This is a genomic window from Bacillus sp. MYb209, assembly GCF_002975175.1.
Taxonomy (GTDB): domain Bacteria; phylum Bacillota; class Bacilli; order Bacillales; family Bacillaceae_G; genus Bacillus_A.
The window spans coordinates 59679-83460 of record NZ_PCNZ01000001.1; the positions used below are offsets into that span (position 1 = coordinate 59679).

A 23782-nucleotide genomic window follows, 5' to 3' on the forward strand; every position below is an offset into this window, starting at 1 on the left:
TAAAACAAACACCTTAATAGCTCTATTTCACTATTAAGGTGTTTTCATCACTTTTATTCAAATAGCCCCATACTCAAATAACGTTCCCCTGTATCAGGTGCAATACATAAAACTTTTTTACCAGCACCTAGACGCTTCGCTATCATAATTGCGGCGTAAACAGAAGCTCCTGAAGATGGCCCTACTAGTAATCCTTCTTGCCTTGCTAAGTTCCTCATTGTAGTTAATGCCTCTTCATCCGCAATTTGAATAATTTCGTTATACACTTCTGTATTTAAGTTTTTTGGAATAAAACCAGGACTTGTTCCTACTAGTTTATGAGGGCCTGGAACACCACCAGATAACACTGGTGATCCTTTCGGTTCTACTACTGCAATATATAAGTTTGGTAGTTTTTCTTTTAATGTTTCACCGGTTCCTGTAATTGTCCCACCCGTTCCTGCCGTTGCTACAAATGCATCAAGCTCTCCATCCATTTGTTCATAAATTTCAAGTGCAGTCGTATAACGATGAATATTAGGGTTTGCTGGATTTTCAAATTGCTGTGGAATGAAACTATTTGGAATTTCTTTTTGTAACTCTACCGCCTTCGCAATTGCTCCTGGCATTCTTTGTTCTGCCGGTGTTAAGACCACTTCTGCACCGTATGCTTTCAATAAATTAATACGCTCTTTTGACATATTATCTGGCATAATTAAAATAGCTTTATATCCTTTAGCAGCCGCATTCATCGCTAAACCAATTCCTGTATTTCCACTTGTCGGTTCAATAATTGTATCACCAGGTTTAATGAGACCGTGCTCCTCAGCAATATGAATTAAATTATAAGCAGCACGATCTTTCACACTGCGTGACGGATTAAACATTTCCAGTTTTACATACACATCCGCTGCGTCTTCTGGAATAAATTTAGATAATCGGACGACAGGTGTATCTCCTATTAATTCTGTAACGTTTTCACATAATTTCATAGCGCATCCCCTATTCTATCGTTTTCTTATCATTTGGCAGTAACCATGAAGTAAGCCCAATTAATGGTAAACAACTACATAATAGCATAATAAACTGAAGACTATACATATCAGCCAATTTCCCAAGGACTACAGCACCTAATGCTCCAAGTCCAAACGCAAGGCCGACAATTAAACCAGATACCATTCCAACTTTCCCTGGAACAAGTTCTTGTGCATATACAACGATTACACTAAAACTACTAGAGCTAATAAATCCAATGCATAAAAATAACGGTACAACCCACATAAGAGAAACGTGAGGTAACAATAGTGCTAGCGGCGCTGAACCGAGCATCGAAAAGACAATGATCTTTTTCTTACCGAATCGATCTGCTAACGGACCACCAAAGAAAGTACCTAATACACCAGCAATCATAAAAGCGAAGACGAAATACTGTGCATTTTTTATCGATAAACCGTAATGCTCTATTAAATAAAATTGATAGAAATTCCCAATGCCAGCACCGTACCAAGAACGCACGAATGTTAGAAAAACAAGAAGTATAATAACAAATTTAATGTGCGTACTTACAATCGCATTTTCAGCCTCAAGTGCAGCCCTCTTTTTCCTTCTTACAGCGCCAGTTGCTAATTCGTTTTTATACCAATTTGAAACGAAAATTAACAATACAATCCCTACCGCTGCGAAAGCAGTAAAACCTAGAGAACCAATTTGACCTAGTGGAACGAAAATGAGCGCTGTAAAAATAGGTGCTAGCGAATTCCCTGTATTTCCTCCCACTTGATAAATCGCTTGTGCTAAACCACGTTTGGCACCTGCCGCCATATAAGCAACTCGGGCACCTTCTGGATGAAAGACTGCGGAACCTAATCCAATAAATAAAACAGAAATAATAACAATAAGAAAATTCGGGGCAAACGCGAGCCCAATCATCCCAAGCATGCTCGAAAACATACCGAGTGGTAATAAAAATGGTGACGGCTTCTTATCTGAATACATACCAAAAACCGGTTGCATAATCGATGACGTCATATTTAACGCGAACGCTATCCACCCTACTTGCATGTAGGATAAATTCATCGTTTTTTCCAAAATAGGAAACAACGCTGGCACAACTGCTTGCATCGAATCATTCAAAAAATGTCCGAAACTAATCGCAAATAATATTCGATATATCGTCGGTGTTTCCACTGCACCTTTTTGTGAAACTGCCTGCATATACGAATCTCTCCTTCCTGTACAAAATATATATTTATTACAGTAAGTGTAATAAATTCTGAGTTTTGAAACATTTCTATTCTATACTGGTTTCGTTTCTTTTTCCAGAAATTCAACTTCTAAAAAAATATATTTTTTCTATATGCTTTGTCGGATTTATTTATATGAACTCTCTGTGTTTTCTTTTATACTGGGACAGGACGAAAGGTAGGCTTGCAACTATGAAGAAAAAGACGACCCTAAAGCATATTAGGATCGCCTTTTTTATTAAATAGAAAAACGCTTATACTTCTCGTAATCACTCGTCTTACATTCTAGTGCCATTTTCGTACCTTCGTTTTCATAACTCGTAGATAAAACGTGTGCATGATTGTTGAAATACGAAACTACCTGTCCTTGATCATATGGAATTAACATTTCACACTTCGTATACTCTTTATAAATGTGTGAGCGAACCATTTCTACAAGCTCTTCAATTCCAACATGTTTCTTCGCAGATAGATAAACGCGATCTTCTTGCACTTTCGGAATTTCAACATCTACCATATCTGATTTGTTATATGCATAAATCGTCGGGATATTTTCCACGCCAATTTTCTTTAACGTTTCATTTGTAATATCAATTAATTGCTCATAATTGGGATTTGAGTAATCTACAACGTGAATAAGTAAATCTGCTTCCGCCACTTCCTCTAGCGTTGAACGGAATGCTTTCACAAGATGATGCGGTAGTTTACTTACAAATCCAACTGTATCCGTTAATAAAAATGATTTATTATCTGGCAAATCAATATTTCGTACAGATGTCTCTAACGTCGCAAATAACATATCTTTTTCAAATACTTGTTTCTCTACAGTACCATTAAAAATTTCAAGCATCGTATTCATTATCGTTGATTTACCTGCATTCGTATATCCTACTAATGACACAACTGGAATTTCATTTTTCTTACGTTGTTTACGCTGCGTTTGGCGTTGTGCAACAAGTGCTTCTAATTCTTTATTTAGAGCTGCAATTTGTTCTTCAATTTTACGACGATCTAATTCCAACTTCTTCTCACCGACACCTTTATTTTTCGTGCCAACTCCCCCGCTTTGTCTTCCTAAAGATTCACGAAGACCGATTAAACGAGGCATCATGTACTGAAGATGGGCCACTTCTACTTGTAACTGTGCTTCTTTCGTTTTCGCACGCTGCGCAAAAATATCTAAAATTAAAATGGTACGATCAATTACTTTACAATCTAAATCCTCTTCTAAATTTCGAATTTGTGAAGGAGATAATTCATCATTAAAGATGACCATATTTGCATCTGCTTCTTTCACATACGCTGCTACTTCTTCAATCTTCCCTTTTCCAATATAATACGACGGATTTACTCGTTGTAAATTTTGCGTCACTTGACCGATTACTTCCACATCACAAGCTTCCGTAAGATTTGCTAACTCTTCCATCGAATATGCAAAATCAGCTTCATTACCTAAATTTACTCCAACTAATATTGCTCTTTGTAATAATTCTTCCATATATTTATTCCTCCATTTCGATTACGCAAAATAAAAAACACAGGTCACTGCCTGTGCTTTCGTCCTATAACATGGTCAAAAAGTCCCAAGATAGTATACGTATCCAACAAGTGTTCACCTATACTATCCCATTCTATTTATAAAGGCAAAACAAAAAGAGGGCGTATTCGTCCCTCCCTCTTTTTCACATATAAGCTTAATAAAGGGTTCCTTTAAAATAGGCAGACCAATCCCGTTCACTCTGCACACAGACAGAGCCTTTGAGCGCTATTCAATTATCGGCACAAAGTATTGAGACGTAATCTGATTAAGATCAAAGGAAGCCCCTCCGTTCATTTTAAGTTACATAAAGTGTAGCATAAGTAATTCGCTTTCACAAGATTAAACCACCTATAGAAACAGAAAGAAAATCTTTGTATTTTTACTTTAATCGTCATTTTTTGCGAGTTCTTCTCACAATAAAAATAACAAAAGCAATTATTAATAACACACCTATAGAAATGATAGCAACTTTCCACCAACTTAAACCGTTAGCCATATCCCCTTTTAAATTCACCTTCTTCGATGGAACAGACTCTTTTGCAATATGGCTTAAAGCATTTTTCTCAATCTCTGCCCCATCTAATCTCTTCGTTCTACTGCAGATAGATGTCTCTAACTTTTCTTCTCCTCTGTAAGAAGAAAAGACTAGGTACTCTCCTCCCTTTGCAAAAGGAAATGCACAGCTACTAACACCTGTATATATAATAATTTGCGAAGAACTTGTCCCTTTCCAAATGTTCTTCACTTCAAATAATACTTCAGTTCCAACTCCCTCTTTCCTTCCAATTTCAATTACTTTCCCCTCAAACACCACATCATTTTTTTGAAATGCATCCTCTGGAGATTTTTTAATACAGTCACAAGCATAAGATTTATCTGGAAAAACAATAAGAATAAAGCTACAAATAATGATAACAGGCAACATGTGCAAAATTCTTTTCAAGGAGCTCAACTCCCTTCATTATCAATTTTAGAAGCTTCTCGTATATTATTTTTACGCCACTCGCCAAATTCCTCCATAGTAAATTAAACATTATCGTTTCCATACAATAAAAGTCTTTATCGACATTTCTTATAACCTGGTATTAGTATCAGGTTATAAAAATATGTTAGGAGATGTTCCTATGAATTCTAAATCTCGTATTACCGCAATTGGTACTTATGTTCCAAATCAAATATTGTCTAATAACGATTTAGAAAAGAAGGAAAATTAAATAATGGAGATACACTTTTACTGTACGGATTTGGCGGTGGACTTACGCATTTAGGGCTTATTGTGGAGTGGAGTTTAAACTGAAATTTTCTTTTATACAACTAACATTACGGTAAATGAAATTATATCAACGATTTTTCGAATATATCTATCACGAATTATAATATATCAACGATTCCAGTTAAACTATTAGTTAATCACAAAAAAGCGACATTCAAAGATTGATTATCTCCCTTTGAACGCCGCTTCTTTTATCTAAATTTTATTTACCTATCCGAGACCCTATCACAACAGGAATTAGCAATAATGCTAACACTCCTCCCGCTAATGATAATACGGCATAACTGGAATTAGCTACTACCATTCCTGACATCGCTCCACCTGAAGCTCCGGCTAACGCAATAAAAACATCTATTTTCCCTTGCGTTTTAGCACGTGTAGAAGGAGTTGTGGAATCAACAATTTGTGCTGTACCACTAATCAATCCGAGATTCCATCCTAATCCAAGTAAAGAAAGAGCAACAATTAATAATATTAAAGAATCACTCGGTGCTACCGCAGCTATTACACCCGCTGCTAGTAAAATCACCCCACCAGCTATACTCATCGTAGTTCGGCCAATTTTATCAATTAACATTCCCGTAACGAGAGATGGAAGATACATTGCACCTACATGAAAACCAATCACAAGGCCTACTGCACTTAAACCATGACCGTGGTGTCCCATATGAATTGGAGTCATCGTCATAATCGCAACCATCACTATTTGAGTAAGTATCATAACGATTGCTCCAACAGTAACACCACGCTTATTTTCTATCATTTCTTCTGTTACTGGTTGCCCTTTATATGTATGTTCTTGTTTATATGTTTCTATTATGTTAGCAATAATTAACGGATCTGGACGAAGCATAACAAAAAGGACAAGACCCGCAAGTATAAATGCTGCTGCTGATAATATGAACGGACCTGCAAGGTTAGGAACTCCAATTGAATGGGCAAAATCTCCCATTACGCCTACTAAATTCGGCCCCGCTACCGCACCAAAAGTCGTCATAACCATAGTAATACTAACAGCAGTTGCTCGCTGCTTCTTATCTGCTAAATCGGTACCAGCATAACGAGCTTGTAGATTCGTAGCTGTACCCGCACCATAAACGAGCAAAGAAATAAGTAAAATCATAATACTATTTGTTACAGCTGCTATTACTACTCCAATAGCCCCAAGTCCACCTACTATAAATCCTGTTGCAAGTCCTACTCGGCGTCCATATCGTTGCGAAAGCTTTCCTACTATGAAAGCTGCTACCGCAGATCCCAATGTAAACATAGCAGCCGGCAATCCTGCAAATGCATCTGTTCCAAGCATTTGCTGCGCAAGAAGTGCACCTACTGTAATTCCAGCAGCTAATCCCGCTCCACCAAACATTTGTGAGATGCTTACGATTACTAATGTTCGTTTATATAACTTTTGTTGGTCTTCTCGTGTATACATATGATTACTTATTGAAGCATCTGCTGTATCTATCATTTCCTCACCCTCTCTATAAAACTAATATCTCTTGTTAATGTACTATAGAACAACAAAATCCCCAAATTTAAAATGCTGCAATTTATTTATCCATGTAAAGAACCCCACGGTTTATGTTTCGCCCATTACCGAGGAGTTCCCAAAATAACTATACTAATTTTTTGACAGCCAACGTTCCATCACTAGAACACAATTCATATTTAGCCTATTTCCCTTACAATTCCTCTACCACTCTTTTCCCCTCTTCTCTTACTTAAAGCTTTCCCTTCCCAAAAGAACAAACTTACTAAAGCACAAATTAAAATAACTGGAACACTTGCTTTATATAAATCTGTAAAACTCATAGCCATCTTATTTTGGGCATACTGACTTACATCTTTTGAAAATGCGAGTACTTCTTTCTTTATACTTTCCTCTTCCTTTTCAACTTCTTTTGTTACTTGATTCGTAATTTCTTCTCTTTTTATATCTCTATATTCTACTGGAACGCCACTTAATACTTTATCCACTTTTTGGTGAATTAGTTCGGCTTTTTTCTCTTTACTTAACCCCACCAATGTTTCATTTTGTTTCTTTTCCACATGTGCTTCTATACTTTGTTTCTCTATTTTTTCTTTTGTTACTTGTAATATCTCAGCTTGCTGAGCACTATCCACATGAATATTACGCACTTTTTCTTCTGCATAACGATATACATTCTCTTTATTTACAGATAAGTTGTGTGTTAAGTTAGATACAAATATCGCTACTGCTAATACAATACCTACTTGACGTAACATCGATACGACAGTTTGAGAAGCAGTTAATAATTCCCCTTCAAACGAAGATGCACTTAAAACTGTAATTGGCCCCACTACTAAACCATATCCAACACCTAATATCATACATGGAATAATAACTTCTATATTTGTTGAATTAACGTCAATCATTTGCAACCAATAGTAGGATAGGCCCATAACAAGAAACCCTGACAAAATAATAGTTACTTTTCCAAGTTTTTTAATTAAAGTTGCTGCAACAGGTGAGATGAAAAATATCATCGCTGAAATAGGTGTCACTAGAAAAGCAGCTTCAATTTCCGTTCGGTGCTGTATTTTTGTCAAAAAAGTTGGAAGCAATACAGTAACGCCAATTAAAAATAAATTACTTAATATAACAGCGATAGACGCTCCGACAAACATTCGATCTTTAAATAAATTTAAATTCACCATTGGATTATGAATCTTTCGTTCCACTAAAACAAATAGAATAAGAGAAATAGTGCTAATTACATAACAAGACAAAGCAATATTACTTTGCCATCCCCATGTATTACCTTTTACTAGTATGAGAGTAAAAGAGAAAATCGCTGAACTACTTAATATGAGCCCAATCCAATCAATTTTTGAGATAATGCGTTCTTCATTTTTTATTTGTAGCATGATACTGCATAAAATGATCCCAATAATACAAATTGGAACATTGACGAAGAACACCCATCTCCATCCTAAATTTTGCGTAATAATCCCGCCTATTACTGGACCAATTGCAGCTGACAACCCCTGTGTTACTCCTAAAATGCCAAGTGCAACATGCCTCTTTGCTAATGGCATAGCTGATACACCTATTACCATACTCGTTGGAAATAAAATTGCAGCACCAATACTTTGTATAAAACGAGAAAAAATAAGAAAATCGCCTGTATTAGCAAAAGCACAAAGCACTGATCCACCACCAAAAATAATTAAACCGAGAATATACACCTTTGCTTTCCCAAAAATATCAGCTATCCGTCCTAGCGGGATTGCGAGTACTGCAATCGTCATTGTATAAACATTTAATACCCAAGACATCTTCTCTAATGAAGTATTTACACTCGATTGTATTGCTGGTAAAGCTATATTCATAATCGTTGTATCAATCATACAAAGAAAAATACCTAAGCACATTAAAAAGACAATCTTAATACCCTTCGACTGCTCCATGTTAATCTACCCCTTTATTTATTGTGAACGTGTTTTTCATTCTTCTGTTTTATTGTTTTCTTTCGCTTCTAATTGCTGTAACTTCCTCTTCAACATCTCTACTTGTGCACTATATGATGCAATACCTACATCGAGTGAAATTTCTTCAACGAAAGTAATACCTTCTCTCCATTTTTCATATTTCAAACGAAGATCCGCAATGTACGCTTCTTTCCTTTCAATTTCGTCTTCAATCCATTTTTTTATCGCCTTATCATCACTATAATTACCAAAATACATCCTCATTAAAAAATCTGAACGTAAAACGTCTTTCTCTACATCCGTTTGCATGTATTGATAAAACTCTTCACGCCCTTCATCTGTAATAAAGTACATTTTCTTATTCGGTTTCCCTTCTTGCATGACAATTTCTTTTTTAATTTTCCCCTCCTTTTCCAATTGTCGTAACGTTGGATAAATCATTCCAAAGCTTCCATCAAAAAAGTAAGTAAATACATCCTCAAACACAATTTTAATATCATAACCAGACAATTCTTTTTCCATTAATAAACCTAAAACAACATCTCTTCCCTTCAAAATAAGACCCCCACATAGTATATAATCAATAATCATATTAACGTTGTTAATATGATTATTGATTATATACCTTATTCTGCAAATTGTAAAATGTTTCCAAATAAAAAACCATCCTATAATTCGGTTTCCCAAAGTTACAGCATGGTTCTTCTTTATATTTCATATGTAAACTTTGTACTATTTTATAACTACATCTTGATTAGTTTCAACGTCCTCTGTCTTACCTTCTTTTATTTCATAATAATACGAAGGTAATTCTATATTATGCTCTAAGAAATAGTCCTCAATTAATGTAATAATTACTTTCAATGTTTTCAAACGAGCGTACAATTTATCATTACTCGCAATAATATTCCATTTAGCATTCGGCTTATCTGTTTCTTCAAACATGTCTTCCATTGCTTCGACATACTCATCCCATTTTTCACGATTACGCCAGTCTTCATCTGTAATTTTCCATCTTTTAAGAGGATTGTTCTCTCTTTCTTTAAATCGTTTCAACTGTTCTTCTTTACTAATGTGATAGAAAAACTTTCCTATTATGTAATGATCATCTGTTAATAGCTTCTCGAAATCATTAATTTCACCATATGCCCTCGTCCACTCTTCTTTTGTGGCGAACCCTTCAACACGTTCAACTAATACACGACCATACCATGAACGGTCGAATATAGTAATTTGCCCATATTGAGGAAGTTTCCGCCAAAAACGTTGTAAATAATGATACCGTTTTTCATGAGGAGCAGGCGCTCCGATTGGATTTACTTGGAATCCACGCGGATCAAGATGTTCAGTTACTCGCTTAATCGCTCCGCCTTTACCTGCTGCATCCCAACCTTCCATAACAAGCATAACAGCTATTTTCTCTTCTTTTAAAATTTGCTGTAGTGCTAATAAACGCATTTGATATTTTTCGAGTTTCTTATTGTACTTAGATTTCGAATCAATTCTTTTCGTTAAATCTACTTTAGCAAGATGCTCTTTTTCCATAAAACAAATCCCCCTTATTATATGACAATGTTATTTTAACATATTTATTGGAATTTTTTTCATATTCACATTCCTTTTGATTAATACTCGTACCTCTCCACCTGTATCTATCCTTTGTAAGTTGGACTCTTCTTTATATTGATAAATTAATCCTCCTGATATGCTTTTTAGTATCCATTAGCAAGCACTTATTATTAATCACAAAACAAGGAAACTATGCCGAAAAATCTCTACACAGTTTCCTTGTTTTGTTTTTATATGCGTGTGGCATACTTAGGAAGATTAATAACGAAAAAATAGGGGCTCTATCGAGTTACTTATACTACAAACGAATGACAGGCGGAATACCTCCTTCTGGTAAAAAGTAAGCAAACACTGTAAATCCAATAATTAATATTGAAAATAATGTTATTCCAATTCCACCTGGTAGTGTTAGAAAAATAGTATTCGATCTTCTCTTCATAGAGAAAACAATCGAGTATATTCCTAGAAGAAGACTTATTATAGCAATAGCCACATAAACCACTACCGCATACCATGGATTGAGCTCCAATAATACACCAGAAATAAATATATACAAAAATAACAGTTGTAAAAAAATGCCAATTCCCATATTTACTAGTTCTTTCAATATACCTTCCCCCTAAACTGTATGGTATATTATCTTAAAAAGAGAAGATAATAACAAATAAATCCATTAAAGAATGGGAGCTCTCAAAAATGAAACGAAAAATAATAACTCTCTTTACGCTTATATGTTTAGCACTACCAATGCAAGCTAGTGCCTACACATTTCAATCACTACCAATTGCGTCAAAGTCTAAACAGTGGTATATCGAAATTGACAAATCTCATAACTCAAACAAGCAAGCAGTGCAGCCAAAACAAGGTGTATATGATACGTATAGTTTATTCGTAAAAAACATCGGTAATGATGTATCAAATGTATCGGTGGAAATACTTGATAACACACCTACATCTAAAGCAACTTTTAGTCCTACTACATTAAATAACAACGTTTCAAAAAGTCATACAAGCTTTGACTACATGGTATTCCCATTAGACTTTAATAGCCATAATTTTAAAGTTGTCATTACTTGGGAAGAAAAGAATTTCTCTTACAACGGTCATCCAGTAAATGAGGGTAAAAAAATGAAGCAAACATTTGTGTTTAATGAAGAGTAAGTCCTAATTTGATTAGGGCTTACTCTTTATTTACAAAACCCGATTGAATTGCTTCTGTCACTTCTTTTGCAATATCTATTTTTGTAGCGTCTACACAAATTTTTTTGTCCCAAACATGTACGGAAGGCTCTTCATTAGACAAATGCTTAATTAAGATGAATCGATTATATGTCATTTTATTTTCTATAGGAGTAGCAATATACACCGTAAAATTCTTTGCTTCAAATACCTTTTCTTCCAAAACGTATTTACATCTCAACTCTGCTACTACTAAATCGTTTAGGTTTTCTATAGTCATATACCATATCCCCCTTTTAGCCTACATAATCAATCGAACCGCCGAATACTTGGTACAGACAATGCCATTCCAATTGTTATGAGTACTAAAATAGCTAGCATTATAATTGTTATCTTTCCACCTATTACAGTAGCTAACCAGCCTACAACCACATACCCTAATGGTAATAAAGCAAATGAGCCTAACATATCAAGGCTTGCCACTCTTCCAAAAGCTTCTTCTGGTACAAGCTCTTGTAAACTTGTTTCCCAAATGAGCCCAAATATCATAATACCGAATCCTTCAATTGCCATTAATCCAATTAAGGCGGGTGCCCAAGAAACGAAAGGCATAATTAATAACGCCATTCCACTAATTAAAACACCACCATACGCAAGTAATCCTCTCTTATGCCACTGCTGCTTCCCACCAAAAATTAGTGCAGCAATTACAGCTCCACCACCAGAACAAGCCATTCCCAAGCCATACACGTAAGCTTCAAAATGATGATGAACATTAAACAACCACGGAATTAATACAACTATAATGCCAGCATAACAAATATTAACGAAAGAAAAGACTAGAATTGTAATCCATAACCATGGATGACTTTTGAGAACGAGGAAACCTTCTAGAAAATCCTTTTTATAATTCACATTATTTTTTTCTAGTTTCTGTACTTTATTAAACTTTATTTCTTTTAAAAATAATAAACAAAAAAATGATAGCAAATATGTTACTGCATCCAATCCAAATCCTATTCCAGCCGATGCAACTGAAACGATTAATCCTCCCAGGGCTGGTCCAATTAGTCGTATACCTTGATTACTCATTTGCGTTAATGCGTTAGCTGCATTTCGAATTTCTGGTACAAATACTTTCGCTCTTACAGCTGAATACGCCGGCTGAAATATACCTTCCATAAGTCCATATAATGCAACGAGTACATATAATAGCGTAATCGTTAACAAATCCATAAATATAAGTGTTGCAAGTAATAGCATTAATATGCAGCGGATTATATCTGTAAATAACATTAATTTCACCCGGTCAATCCGATCCACGACTAATCCAGCAAACGGTAACGCAAGAATATTAGGAAGCATGTACATTGCCATAGTCATTCCCATTACAACTGTTGAGCCCGTTAATGAATAAACAACGATAGGAAGAATGACCATCGTTATTGAACTGCCTAAAGTTGAAAGTAATTGTCCGATCCATAAAAACTTAAAGTGTGGTGAAACTTTAACTGGTAATAATAATTTCCCTACATAACCTAACTTTTTCTCTGTTTGTATTTCTCCTTGCATAGCTCTCTCCTCTTTTCAAATTAAGTTAATACCCGAAATTAAATACAGAAAATTCAAACTCCAATAACTTAAATTATATATGAAACAATTAAATTATTGGTAAAAATATCAAAATATAAAAGAGAAAATCATAATGAGTCTATAAATATTACGTGTTGAATATAAATAAAAAAGGTGTTTTCATTTATGAAAACACCTTTTTTATTTATAATTTTAAGTTCTTCTTCAATGTCCAATATTTTTCTGGAGCATTTTCAAGTGAGAATTCTACCCATCCATTTGGATCTTCACGATATACATTTACTTTTTTACCATTTTCTAATTTTCCAACTTCATTTTGTGTAACATTTGGTACACTCTTAATTGGATTGTTAAACGGGAATGGAACTTGATAGTAAGATCCTACCGATTGAACGGTAGCTGTTGCATCTTTTGCATAATCTTTATACGGAATTGCTTCGCCTAATGCATTTACATTTAATGTATTAGGGTTTTTCGGTAATCGTTTTACATTTTGATAATCTTTCTTATTGAAAGGCTTAATACGCTCCATAATATTAGCAATTTTCCCAGCCCATTCTTTATCGGTTGCATACTTAACATTCATATCAGGTAATGTGTAACCATTGAAATGAGCAGCACCTTCTTCTAAGTAGTTCTTTCTTACATAATCAGCATTGTACGAAATACTTTGCCCGTAAGACGGTAAATATTTTGCATTTGCAAATGGATCCCAATCAAATGCCTTTAGCCCAAATAGATTGTGTTTACGATATGCAATTTCTGATTTCCCGTACCCAGATTCTAAGATAGCATGAGCTGCTAAATATAAAGCATTCACACCATACTCATTTTGTGCTTTAATAAAATCTTGTCCAGTCCCGACAAGTGGGCTGTCTGAATGATACTTTCCAATGAAATTATCAATCTCTTGCGCTGTTATATTAGATGGTAATGTTACATCTAAATTAATATACGATGCCATAGCGTTATATAAAAATTGTGCATATTCTTCACGTGTTACAATACCAGATGGATTAAATGCACCTGCTCCGTTACCTGCCGCAATGCCGTTAGATTCTAATGCACTGATTGCATTATTCGCCCAATGCTTGCTCGGTACGTCATTAAACGTATGTTGAGCCTTTACTTTCAATTTAAAAGCATTTTGTATAATTACTGCCATTTCAGCACGAGTTAAAAATTCTTTCGGTCTAAATGTTCCTTTACCATCCCCTACAAAAATCCCCATATCTGTTAAAGCTAAAATTTCATTTGGAAACATCGTTGTCTCTGCAGAAATATCAGAATATGGATTTGTATATTCACTCTTTAACTCTGGTTTAAGTACACGATACATTAATGCAGCTACTTGCTCACGAGTTACAACATCACCAAACCCAAACTTACCGTTATCATATCCAGCAATAATTTCTTTTGACGTTAAATTAGTAATTGCTTCAAATGACCAATGATCTTTCGGAACGTCCGGAAAATCCTTTTTAGCTGCAAATGCAGCTGCTGGAGCCATCACTACTTGAAGTGCGACTGTCGCTGCTAAAACATTAGAAATAACTTTTTTCATATTTTTTTAACACGTTATGTATATGCCTGTCCCGTGTTAACTTGCCTCCCTTTATACTAAACTTTTCCCTATTAAACTAACAAACTCTTAATTAAATTAATTAGTCAACAGTAAAAGTATACGTGATAAAAATGAACTAATCTACCATTATTTTATTTATAATCAGCATAATACGATATATCTTTTTATTTCGATACAAAATTATATAAACTCATATAAAAAGCCCATCTCTATATAAACGATGTGCTTAGCAAACAATGTTTTTTATTTAGCTAAACGATACTTTGAAACATTGAAACCTTTCCACTCATAATAATCTAAAATACCAGCATAAACTGCCTCTGCAGCAATTTGTCTTCCTGATTCAGTAGCTAATTTGCCATTATCTATATTATTATCTATAAAGGCAAGCTCTGTTAAAACTGCTGGTACTGTATTTTTATCTACTACATAAAATGAAGGACTTTCTTTTATATCTCTATCTTTTGTATGTAGTGCTTCTACTACTCGTTTTTGAATTTTTTGTGCTAATACTTTGCTATCCTTTTCAAGCTGTGTCTCTTCCCCAGACTTTGATTTTTTATAATAATATGTTTCCGTTCCGTGACCATCATGATTTTTAGAAGAGTTTGCATGAATGCTTACAAATATATCTCCATTGTTCTCTTGACCAAATTTCACTCGATTCACAAGAGATTCATCCTTATTACTTCCTGGATTTCCATTCTCTTCACGTGTTAACAAAGCTTTTAAAGGTGTATTTTTTTCTAGCAATTGCTGTAATCTTAAAGATGTATCAAATACAATTTCACTTTCCTTTACACCTTGCCCTGGATTCCCTGGATCAAATCCTTCATGACCAGGATCAATAATAACTACCTTTTCCACTAATGGATTTCCAACTTGAATTGAATCAGCCTTTGCAATAAATTGAGCTGCTTCTGCTTTAGTTAGAGTTTTTTCAGGCTCCCATTTGCCACCAGTACCAACAGAAATCCCCAGTTCAACTAGGATGTTAGCTTTTGCTTTCCCCCAGCTTTTTTCTAAATCACTGAATTTAGTTGCTGGAGTACCGTTTACTTTAGAATCTAATTTGTAAGCTTCTACAAGTAGAGATGCCATTGAAACGCGGTCGATTTTTCCGTCTGGATCGAATGTGCCGTTATCTTTACCTTTAACAACGCCAGCTTTTTCTACAGCTGCGATGATTGGAGTAGCCCAGTGTTTTTGAGCATCAGCGTAAGATGGTTTAGCATTTGAATCGATTGGTAAGTTTAAAATTTTAGCAATCATTGTAGCTGCTTCTGCACGCGTGATTTCTTTTCCAGGCTCGAACATTCCTGTATCATTACCTTTAATTGCACCTTTCTCTACTAAATAGTAAATAGAATCTTCTGCCCAGTGCTTCGCTGGGACATCTGGAAATGTTTTTGTTTGTGCGAGACTGCTAGATGAATAAGATAATATACTAGCTGCTAATACTCCTGCTGCGATTATTCTATTTTTCATAGAATATATTCCCCTCTCAATTACAAATAATTTTATATAACAGAATAATTATAGTTCTGAAAATTAGTAATAGTCAATCGTGATTTGTATATTTTTGTATTATTATTGTATTTTTTGGAACAAAAAACTATAGTTAAATTATTAAATACTTATTTTATAAGAGGGAGAGTTTCGTATGAGTACGAATTGGAAAAATATCGAACACCGTATTTATACAATGTGCATGATTCAACGTAATAACGAAGTATTACTAATTCAGCGCCCTGATCATCTAGGATTCCCTGGTTACATCGCTCCTGGCGGCAAAGTAGATTTTCCAGAAAGTATCGTTCAAGCTGCTATACGAGAAGTGAAAGAAGAAACTGGATTACTTGTTTCCAATTTAATTTTTAAAGGATTAGATGAATACGTAAATCCCAGGGGAAATGTTCGTTATATGGTATTCAATTATTGGACAAATTCATTTGAAGGTAACCTTCTTCTCCAGCCTCCAGAAGGAGAATTGGTGTGGGTTCCAATTGACTCCGCGTTACATCTTCCTATGCAAAACTGGTTTAAAGAAAGGTTCCCCTTATTTTTTGAAAAAAGCACTTTCGAAATCCAACGTGTTTGGGATCAAGACTTAGATAAACAAGTTGCTATGACAATTACCCATACGTAAGAAAAGCTTGGAATCTCTCCAAGCCTTTCTTACTTCTCCTCTATTTTCTTAATCTCATAATCAATTTCTAAAAACTTGACTCCGAATATCCACATTCTATGGTTAGCTGTTAACATTTGATCCGTTCCCTCTTTAATGATAAAAGTCTCTGCTAATGGTAAGCGTATTGTAAAGAAGCGAGTATGTAAGTATATCCCTTCATCTCCCTTACCACTATTTCTTCGCTTACTAGTAATAATTAAGCGGTTAGCTTCATTGTACAATTTCAAAATACCAGTCATATTTGCATATGGTAAAGGCAATGCGATATTCATATATGTCTCGTTCTTATATGTATGCCTTGAATATAGAGCTACAAAAATTGTATCTCCTACTTCATTTTTTCGCAGCCAGGCTCTTACGTTATCCCTTCCATCTCTTTCATCTTTTATCCCAATAATAGAGCCTTGCATCGCTTCCCACTTACCGCCCATCCCTAAATGAATTTGGGCTACACACTTACTCATTTTTTCATAAAAAAATGCAAATGGACGGAACCAACGTGACCAGTTAATATTCGCTTGCAACTGATAATCGCTCGTATTCTCATAAAAATGAATAATACTTAAAGGGAGCTTCACTTCATCAAATGTGTCACTATGAAAATCATTCATTTTATCAACTAGACCACTGTATTCCTTGCCATCTACTAAATTTCTACTATGTAAAAATGCCTCACCAATCGACACATTTCCTCTTAATTGACTCATTGGTTTCCCGTAATATTTATAATTCGGAACACTCTTTTCAATCATCCAGCCAACAAATGCTGGTAACGCTACTCCAATTCCATTTACAACACCGTGAATCCAAACCATTTGTGCAATTGTAATCGTCATTACTTGTTTGAAATTTCCGTATGAATATATGAGTGAAAACATTATTGTTACCATAAGTGTGCTAGAAGAAAGAACTAAAAGTACCTTCGCACTCATAGCATTGAATTTCGTTCTCCACACGTAAACTCCATATCCGTAAATGGCACATAAATATATGAACACTGCAAAAAATTCAAATACCCTCGAGTATGTAATTCCTATTGCAACTGTCATTGGAGAAATGACGATAATAAACATTATGGAGTCATAGAGTTTACTTCTCTTTTCTCTTTTCCTTCCAAGCAAACCAGCTGATAACGGCAATAGAAATGCCGAGTAATGAAAGTGTGCCGCTGTGAGCAAAACAATGTCAGAACTAAAGTGCATAATTGAAAGTTTTGCTACAGAAGCAAAAAACCAAAAACCACCTAGGAACAAATAAATAAACGCACTATCTATAGCTGCTTCTTCTAAAGGCTTCCATCCTCTTTCTAGCAATCTACTTATACCAAATAATGCAAGAATCCCAGTATACATAAACCAAAGAAGAGCAAAGACAAAATGATTTGTTACGAAAGCTAGCACCGCACTAACTGCTGCGATTGGATATAAAAACGATACAAATTTATAAAATAATAAATACGATCCATTCCTCGTTTCTTTGTCAATAATGCAAAATGACATTGGTATAAATAACAAAATAGATAATAATATAATTGCTTCAACAGGATTTACATTAGACCACTCAAACATAAGAAAAGTCGTATAGCAAGCAAGGCCAAATATTATATTTTTCATCTCGTTTATTTCCTTTCCACAAATGTTCCCTTATATGAAAATAATGAACCAATTAACGGATTTCGTACTTGTACATGAATCCGAAAACATTGTAGTGCATCATCATAGCTTTCAACAATTTTTGCCTCTCCGTATAAAAATTTAGGTAACGGTATTTTTCTTCCAAACATATAAAACCATTGCTTCTTTGAAGAAATATGCATTCCACCTTTTTCATCAATATAAAAATTCAATGTAGAAACGAGTAAATGTGGTTCACCAAAATAATCAACAATTTCATTTTCTTCTTCATCCAGCTTCATAACAGCGTTAAAATACCTTTTCTTATTATGAAAATAAAAAGTACGATTCCACCTTACAAATTCTTTCCCATGTGCATCTCGCTCAGCGGTATTATGTATCACAAACGGAACTTTTTCCCCACGCTCAGAGAAAAACATACGGAACTTCGATGCAATTTTTAAAATCAATTTAACGAAAAAAGATCCTCCGTAAATTCCATCCATCTCCCCTTCCCCAATAAAACTATTTTCCTTTGTAATCGCATATCGCTTCTGTAATTTTGGATGAAGTTTTTTATAGGATTCACCTAATAATTTTTCATAAATATTAACCATATCCTTATCCCTTTCTCGTCCTCTTGCAATTTTTTGCACTTGGTAAATTAGTGCTATTTATATAACCGACAATCGATAACCCTATTAGAAGAAAATTTAATGTAATCGGATTAAACGGTTGCATAAAACTTGTGATATTCGTAAGTCCTGCCACTATAGTTAAGCCTATTAACATAACAATATGCACTATAAACAACTTTCGTTTTTGAAGTGGCAATAGCCACATAACACCCCATATTATTTCTAAAAATCCAACTAGTTTAAGTATAAAAATACTACTTTCATTCGATCCAATTAACTCAAAAAGCATCTTCACTTCCTCTGGATGAGTAAAAATCACTTTCGGTACAATTCCTTGATATAACCATACGAAAGCAAATAAAAAGCAAATGAGCCAATAGGTCATCGTTCTTCTAATTAACATACTAGGATGAAGTCCCTTTTCTAACCATAATTTTAAAGCATCAAAACTCCATGCTGTCGCCCAACCTAATAAAGGCCGAAAAACATATGAATCTATCACATTCCCTATACGACCAAACCTTGTATCATAATCATATTGCGTTTCAAAATGAATATGTTCTCCATTCGGTGTATACTTCCAATAACCTCGTCCTATTTGTATAAGTGATAGCTTATTGTCTGTCCAAAATTTCAAAGAAGAAATGCGTTCCCCAGTGTCTTTTCTTATTTCACCTATCGATTCCCCTTCTCCGGCTATTTCAAGTCCAAATCCGATCTTTGTTTTATATAAAAACTTCTGTGGTTCTCCTTCTTTTTTCTCCAAATACGAAATTTCAGTAAAACGAACATCCCACTCTGTATGTATATCAGGCTCTTGTGTATATGCCCATAGTTTCTCCATTGTTGTGTTCATCTCTGTTGCTACATAAATAGGCTTTTTCTTCCCCATCCTTCCACCTCCCATGCGCTATATTTTCAATGTACATGCAATGAATTGATTTTGCTACATTTTTCACAAACTAATCTAAATAAAAGATAGAATTTTAAAAATATATACAAAACACTTGATTCCCTGAAAAATTTAAATTATTATAAAACAAATGTTACCAACAACTTCATAAATTATACACTCTCGCCTAAAACGTGAGATAGAGGTTGCAACGCTTATAAGTATTCTAAAGGAGACACAGAGATGTCTATGATCTTAGAGGAAAGGAAGTGTTGCCGAAATTGATAAATTTCTCTGTATTTATCAATTGGGGCTGTTTTCGAATAGAAACAGAACTGTCATATGTACAGACGTGTACGTATGAAGAGCTATCTACAAAAAAGAGATATCATTTTTATGATATTCCTTTTTTGGCGGTTTTTTTATTAGCTCCGTTTTCTGTTTCCCTTTTCCTGTAACAGCACCATCCTCACTTATTTGAGATGGTGTTTTTTATTTTTCTCTCTGGTAACTACAGGAATATTGGGATTTGTATATGTCCTAACCTATTCTTAAAAATGGACGAAAGAAGGAATTCGTAATGGAAACGATTGTACAAAAATTTGGCGGTACTTCTGTCGGAAGCGTCGAGCGCATTCAACATGTAGCAAATTTAATTATTGAAGAATATGAACGAGGACATAGTATTGTCTCTGTCGTTTCAGCAATGGGAAAAAGTACGGATAAACTTGTAGCACTTGCTAACGCTATTACTGAAAATCCAAGTAAACGTGAAATGGATATGCTCCTATCTACAGGAGAACAAGTAACCATTTCATTATTAACAATGACACTACAATCAAAAGGTTATAACGCAATTTCATTAACAGGATGGCAAGCTGGTATTACGACAGAATCTGTACATAGTAGTGCACGGATTACTGACATTAACACCAATCGTATTCAGTCTTATCTTACTGAAGGCACAATTGTTATCGTAGCTGGATTCCAAGGCATAAGTATAGAAAGTGAAATTACAACGCTTGGCCGCGGTGGCTCTGATACGACTGCTGTCGCATTAGCTGCGGCACTAAAAGCAAAAAAATGTGATATTTATACGGATGTGACTGGCGTATATACGACTGATCCACGAGTTGTACAAGATGCTTATAAATTAGATACAATTTCTTATGACGAAATGTTAGAGCTTGCCAATCTCGGTGCTGGCGTATTACACCCACGCGCTGTTGAATTTGCTAAAAATCATAATGTAGTTTTAGAAGTACGATCAAGCATGGAACAAGAAAACGGAACAATTGTAAAAGGAGAATGTAACATGGAACAACAATCAATCGTTAAAGGTATTGCATTTGAAGATAACATTACACGCGTCACAATTAAAGGATTAGAGCAAGGTGCACTTTCAACAGTTTTCTCTACATTAGCAGCAGCACATATTAATGTAGATATTATTATTCAAAGTATTACAAATGAAGGAACTGTTCATCTTTCCTTCTCTATCCATTCTAATGACTTACGAGAAACACTAGAAGTATTGGAACAGAATCAAGAAGCACTTCACTATGAATCTGTAGAGTATGAAAATCATTTAGCAAAAGTATCAATTGTAGGATCTGGTATGGTATCTAATCCAGGTGTTGCAGCGAATATGTTCACTACTTTAAAAGAAGAAGATATTCATATTAAAATGGTAAGTACATCAGAAATTAAAGTATCTGTCGTTATTGACCGCCTTCATTTAGTAACGGGTGTTGAAGCACTTCATCAATCATTTATGGCGAAAATTGAACCTTTAGTGCAAATGGGCTAATTTTATATTTATTATTCAGCAGTAAAGCTCACAAAAAATTTTACTAATCTATTTCTTTCCTATTTAAATAGAAAAAAGCTGTTCACATAGATTTCAATACTCTATGCAGACAGCTTTTTATTATGATTTCTATTCAACATTCTAGATAGAAGAATTAATTTGCTCACTATAGGCTTTTCCTAGGAAATATAACAGACTCTTCTCACTTTTTTCATATATATCCTTTCGCTCTTTCCCTTGAATTCCTTCATAATCGATAAAAGAAACTATTAATACAACTCACTGTAAACCACTCGTTTACACAACAAAAAAGGGAGGGTAGCTCTATTCCTGAGCTACTCTCCCTCATATTTCTATTAAAACAGATGAATGTTTTCTTTCTTGCAAGCTTCACGTAAATCGTCAGGCCATACAGAGGATTGAACTTCACCGATATGCGCTTTACGTAAGAAGTACATACACATTCTTGATTGGCCGATACCACCACCAATTGTTAATGGTAGTACGTCTTCTAAAATTCCTTTATGGAAATCATATTCACGTTTGAAATCGTCACCAGTTTTCGTTAACTGTTCGTCAAGTGATTTACTGTCAACACGAATTCCCATTGATGATAATTCGAATGAAGCTTGTAGTACTGGGTGCCAGAATAAAATGTCACCGTTTAATTTCCAATCGTCATAATCAGCTGCGCGCCCATCGTGTTTTTCACCTGAACGAAGTGCATCACCAATTCCCATAATAAAGACTGCACCGTGTTCTTTTGCAATTGCATGTTCACGATCTTTCGGTGTTAACTCTGGATATTTGTCTTCTAGTTCTTGGGAAGTAATGAAAACTACATCTTCTGGTAAATACTTTCCAAGAAACGGATATTTCTCAAACAAGTGATCTTCTAAATCTTTGAATATTCCATAAATTGTTCGTACTGTTTCTTGTAGGTAATCGACAGTACGCCATTCTTTTTGAACGATTTTTTCCCAATCCCATTGGTCAACGTAAATGGAATGTGTTGCATCAAGTTCTTCGTCACGACGAATCGCGTTCATGTTTGTATATAAACCTTCACCAGCTTCATATCCGTATTCATGTAATGCGGACCTTTTCCACTTCGCTAGTGAATGAACAATTTCTAATTCTTCTCCTGAATGTAACATATCAAATTCAATTGGACGTTCCACACCGTTTAAGTGATCGTTTAGTCCTGATTTTTTCGTTACGAATAATGGTGCAGATACGCGGAATAGTTCAAGGCGTTTCGCTAATTGATCCTCGAAAAATGTTTTAACTTCCTTAATTGCGATTTGAGTCTCTCTTACTGTCATTAATGATTGATACATGGTGGTTTCCCCCTAAAATGTTTGGATGTTGTGGAAAGAAGCCAACAAAAAAAGCCCTTCTTCCCCAAAAAACTGGGACGAAAGGCTTTGGTTCCGCGGTACCACCCAAATTAGCAACAGAGGTTGCTCACTTATACAGTACGGAGATTAAAAATCTCGATACTGTTCTTCTTGTAACGGCGAAGTTCCCGGCTAAGTCTACTTTCCTATAAAGGATTTCGGTTAGCGACTCCAGGAGGTTCTTCATAATAGGCTTCGTATCAGGCTCACACCGTCCCTGACTCGCTTTAACTACATCCTACTACTACTCGTCCTTTCATAGTCGTTTGTTATCACATCTCTGAAACATTTTATTAATGATTATTCTATACAAAAAAATGAGAAAGTCAACAAAAAAAATAAAATATTTTTCAATTCTTTATTTTACGCCTTTACGGACTGTTCATAATATAACATCTTTACTTTCTTTGTCTCTTCAATCCAAAAAACATTTCACTAACTGAAACTAACATATACACAACCAGTAATGTGATCGTTCGAAAAATAGAATCCGCAGTATTTCTTATTATTTTCATTTTATTTGTAATTCCTTTCAGTTTACTCGCCATTTCATGATATACTATAGCATTCAAGCAGTTTGTTTTTACTTAAAACAAACATAGTCATTTATCGAGAGTATTTTTCTAAAACATTGGCTATTATCAAATAAGATTTTTTATATAACGGAGTGATCATATGAGTAAAACGAAAGCGAAACCGAAAAAAGGTGTAGGACAAGGTACAGGAAGTAAGGGATGGAACCGTTGGCAATCTAGTGCAAAGAAAAAGAAAGCTGCAAAACCATACAAAAGTAAAGGCACAAAGAAGTAATCTAAAAAGCA

Annotated in this window: 22 protein-coding genes, 1 pseudogene, 1 riboswitch and 1 other annotated feature; of the genes and pseudogenes, 6 read left to right on the plus strand and 17 right to left on the minus strand. The window is 34.8% G+C overall.

Features of this window, described 5'->3' with window-relative positions; translation table 11 throughout:
• Positions 1-53: 53 nt before the first annotated feature.
• From cysK to CQZ94_RS00325, 4 genes are all read right to left on the minus strand, one after another.
• A complete protein-coding gene (gene cysK / locus CQZ94_RS00310) occupies positions 54-971 on the minus strand; it encodes a cysteine synthase A (protein WP_105583834.1) in 918 nt (305 codons plus the stop codon).
• Positions 972-981: 10 nt separating this feature from the next.
• On the minus strand, positions 982-2193 hold the full coding sequence (locus CQZ94_RS00315; protein WP_105583835.1) for an MFS transporter: 1212 nt from the start codon (positions 2191-2193) through the stop codon (positions 982-984).
• Positions 2194-2460: 267 nt separating this feature from the next.
• Entirely contained in the window at positions 2461-3720 is a 1260-nt protein-coding gene (gene hflX, locus CQZ94_RS00320) for a GTPase HflX (protein WP_105583836.1), read from the minus strand.
• 433 nt (positions 3721-4153) lie between these two features.
• Positions 4154-4705, minus strand: a complete 552-nt coding sequence (locus CQZ94_RS00325) for a cobalamin biosynthesis protein CbiN (protein WP_105583837.1) — start codon at positions 4703-4705, stop codon at positions 4154-4156.
• A gap of 181 nt (positions 4706-4886) precedes the next feature.
• On the opposite strand from CQZ94_RS00325, the gene CQZ94_RS00330 reads away from it, so the two are divergent.
• Both CQZ94_RS00330 and CQZ94_RS00335 read left to right on the plus strand, forming a co-directional pair.
• A complete protein-coding gene (locus CQZ94_RS00330; RefSeq protein WP_105583838.1) occupies positions 4887-4976 on the plus strand; it encodes a 3-oxoacyl-ACP synthase in 90 nt (29 codons plus the stop codon).
• Positions 4958-5059, plus strand: a pseudogene (locus tag CQZ94_RS00335) (3-oxoacyl-[acyl-carrier-protein] synthase III C-terminal domain-containing protein); the annotation flags it as partial. The gene CQZ94_RS00330 and the pseudogene CQZ94_RS00335, both read left to right, overlap by 19 nt.
• A 178-nt stretch (positions 5060-5237) precedes the next feature.
• On the opposite strand, the gene CQZ94_RS00340 reads toward CQZ94_RS00335, so the two are convergent.
• The 5 genes from CQZ94_RS00340 to CQZ94_RS00360 all read right to left on the minus strand — a co-directional run bounded on the left by CQZ94_RS00340 (position 5238) and on the right by CQZ94_RS00360 (position 10667).
• Positions 5238-6506, minus strand: a complete 1269-nt coding sequence (locus CQZ94_RS00340; RefSeq protein WP_105583839.1) for an MFS transporter — start codon at positions 6504-6506, stop codon at positions 5238-5240.
• Between the two features lie 200 nt (positions 6507-6706).
• A complete protein-coding gene (locus tag CQZ94_RS00345; protein ID WP_105583840.1) occupies positions 6707-8470 on the minus strand; it encodes an MFS transporter in 1764 nt (587 codons plus the stop codon).
• A 36-nt stretch (positions 8471-8506) separates the two neighbouring features.
• Positions 8507-9046: a PadR family transcriptional regulator gene (locus CQZ94_RS00350; protein WP_105583841.1), complete on the minus strand. Its 540-nt coding sequence runs from the start codon at positions 9044-9046 to the stop codon at positions 8507-8509.
• A 177-nt stretch (positions 9047-9223) separates the two neighbouring features.
• Positions 9224-10036 (minus strand): polyphosphate kinase 2 family protein, encoded by an 813-nt coding sequence (locus tag CQZ94_RS00355; protein ID WP_105583842.1) that lies wholly within the window; start codon positions 10034-10036, stop codon positions 9224-9226.
• Positions 10037-10358: 322 nt separating this feature from the next.
• Entirely contained in the window at positions 10359-10667 is a 309-nt protein-coding gene (locus CQZ94_RS00360) for an alpha/beta hydrolase (protein ID WP_105583843.1), read from the minus strand.
• An 89-nt stretch (positions 10668-10756) separates the two neighbouring features.
• On the opposite strand from CQZ94_RS00360, the gene CQZ94_RS00365 reads away from it, so the two are divergent.
• Positions 10757-11221, plus strand: a complete 465-nt coding sequence (locus tag CQZ94_RS00365) for a hypothetical protein (RefSeq protein WP_105583844.1) — start codon at positions 10757-10759, stop codon at positions 11219-11221.
• A 19-nt stretch (positions 11222-11240) separates the two neighbouring features.
• Here CQZ94_RS00365 and CQZ94_RS00370 read toward each other — a convergent pair whose 3' ends face one another.
• The 4 genes from CQZ94_RS00370 to CQZ94_RS00385 form a co-directional block, all read right to left on the minus strand.
• The gene (locus CQZ94_RS00370; RefSeq protein WP_105583845.1) at positions 11241-11519 is read right to left on the minus strand and encodes a hypothetical protein; all 279 of its coding nucleotides are present in this window, start codon (positions 11517-11519) and stop codon (positions 11241-11243) included.
• A 29-nt stretch (positions 11520-11548) separates the two neighbouring features.
• Entirely contained in the window at positions 11549-12811 is a 1263-nt protein-coding gene (locus CQZ94_RS00375; RefSeq protein ID WP_105583846.1) for an MFS transporter, read from the minus strand.
• 205 nt (positions 12812-13016) lie between these two features.
• Positions 13017-14396 (minus strand): S-layer homology domain-containing protein, encoded by a 1380-nt coding sequence (locus CQZ94_RS00380; RefSeq protein ID WP_105583847.1) that lies wholly within the window; start codon positions 14394-14396, stop codon positions 13017-13019.
• 264 nt (positions 14397-14660) lie between these two features.
• Positions 14661-15905 carry an N-acetylmuramoyl-L-alanine amidase gene (locus tag CQZ94_RS00385; protein ID WP_105583848.1) on the minus strand — a complete coding sequence of 415 codons (1245 nt, stop codon included), beginning with the start codon at positions 15903-15905 and terminating at the stop codon, positions 14661-14663.
• A gap of 175 nt (positions 15906-16080) precedes the next feature.
• Here CQZ94_RS00385 and CQZ94_RS00390 point away from each other — a divergent pair, with 175 nt between their 5' ends.
• The gene (locus tag CQZ94_RS00390; protein ID WP_105583849.1) at positions 16081-16566 is read left to right on the plus strand and encodes an 8-oxo-dGTP diphosphatase; all 486 of its coding nucleotides are present in this window, start codon (positions 16081-16083) and stop codon (positions 16564-16566) included.
• 29 nt (positions 16567-16595) lie between these two features.
• Here CQZ94_RS00390 and CQZ94_RS00395 read toward each other — a convergent pair whose 3' ends face one another.
• Genes CQZ94_RS00395 through CQZ94_RS00405 form a run of 3 tightly spaced genes read right to left on the minus strand, consistent with a single transcriptional unit; the run spans position 16596 to position 19751 of the window.
• Positions 16596-18221 (minus strand): YndJ family protein, encoded by a 1626-nt coding sequence (locus CQZ94_RS00395; RefSeq protein ID WP_105583850.1) that lies wholly within the window; start codon positions 18219-18221, stop codon positions 16596-16598.
• 5 nt (positions 18222-18226) lie between these two features.
• Positions 18227-18838, minus strand: coding sequence for a DUF4166 domain-containing protein (locus CQZ94_RS00400; protein ID WP_105583851.1), 612 nt, complete (start codon positions 18836-18838; stop codon positions 18227-18229).
• A gap of 4 nt (positions 18839-18842) precedes the next feature.
• Entirely contained in the window at positions 18843-19751 is a 909-nt protein-coding gene (locus CQZ94_RS00405) for a DoxX-like family protein (protein WP_105583852.1), read from the minus strand.
• Between the two features lie 192 nt (positions 19752-19943).
• Positions 19944-20130: riboswitch (Lysine riboswitch) on the plus strand.
• 201 nt (positions 20131-20331) lie between these two features.
• Between CQZ94_RS00405 and CQZ94_RS00415 the strand changes: the two genes are divergently transcribed.
• A complete protein-coding gene (locus CQZ94_RS00415) occupies positions 20332-21561 on the plus strand; it encodes an aspartate kinase (protein WP_105583853.1) in 1230 nt (409 codons plus the stop codon).
• Between the two features lie 356 nt (positions 21562-21917).
• Here CQZ94_RS00415 and asnA read toward each other — a convergent pair whose 3' ends face one another.
• On the minus strand, positions 21918-22901 hold the full coding sequence (gene asnA, locus CQZ94_RS00420; RefSeq protein WP_105583854.1) for an aspartate--ammonia ligase: 984 nt from the start codon (positions 22899-22901) through the stop codon (positions 21918-21920).
• Positions 22902-22971: 70 nt separating this feature from the next.
• Positions 22972-23230: a binding site (T-box leader), on the minus strand.
• A 406-nt stretch (positions 23231-23636) separates the two neighbouring features.
• Here asnA and CQZ94_RS00435 point away from each other — a divergent pair.
• Positions 23637-23771, plus strand: a complete 135-nt coding sequence (locus tag CQZ94_RS00435; protein ID WP_000047591.1) for a DUF3934 domain-containing protein — start codon at positions 23637-23639, stop codon at positions 23769-23771.
• Positions 23772-23782: the final 11 nt, after the last annotated feature.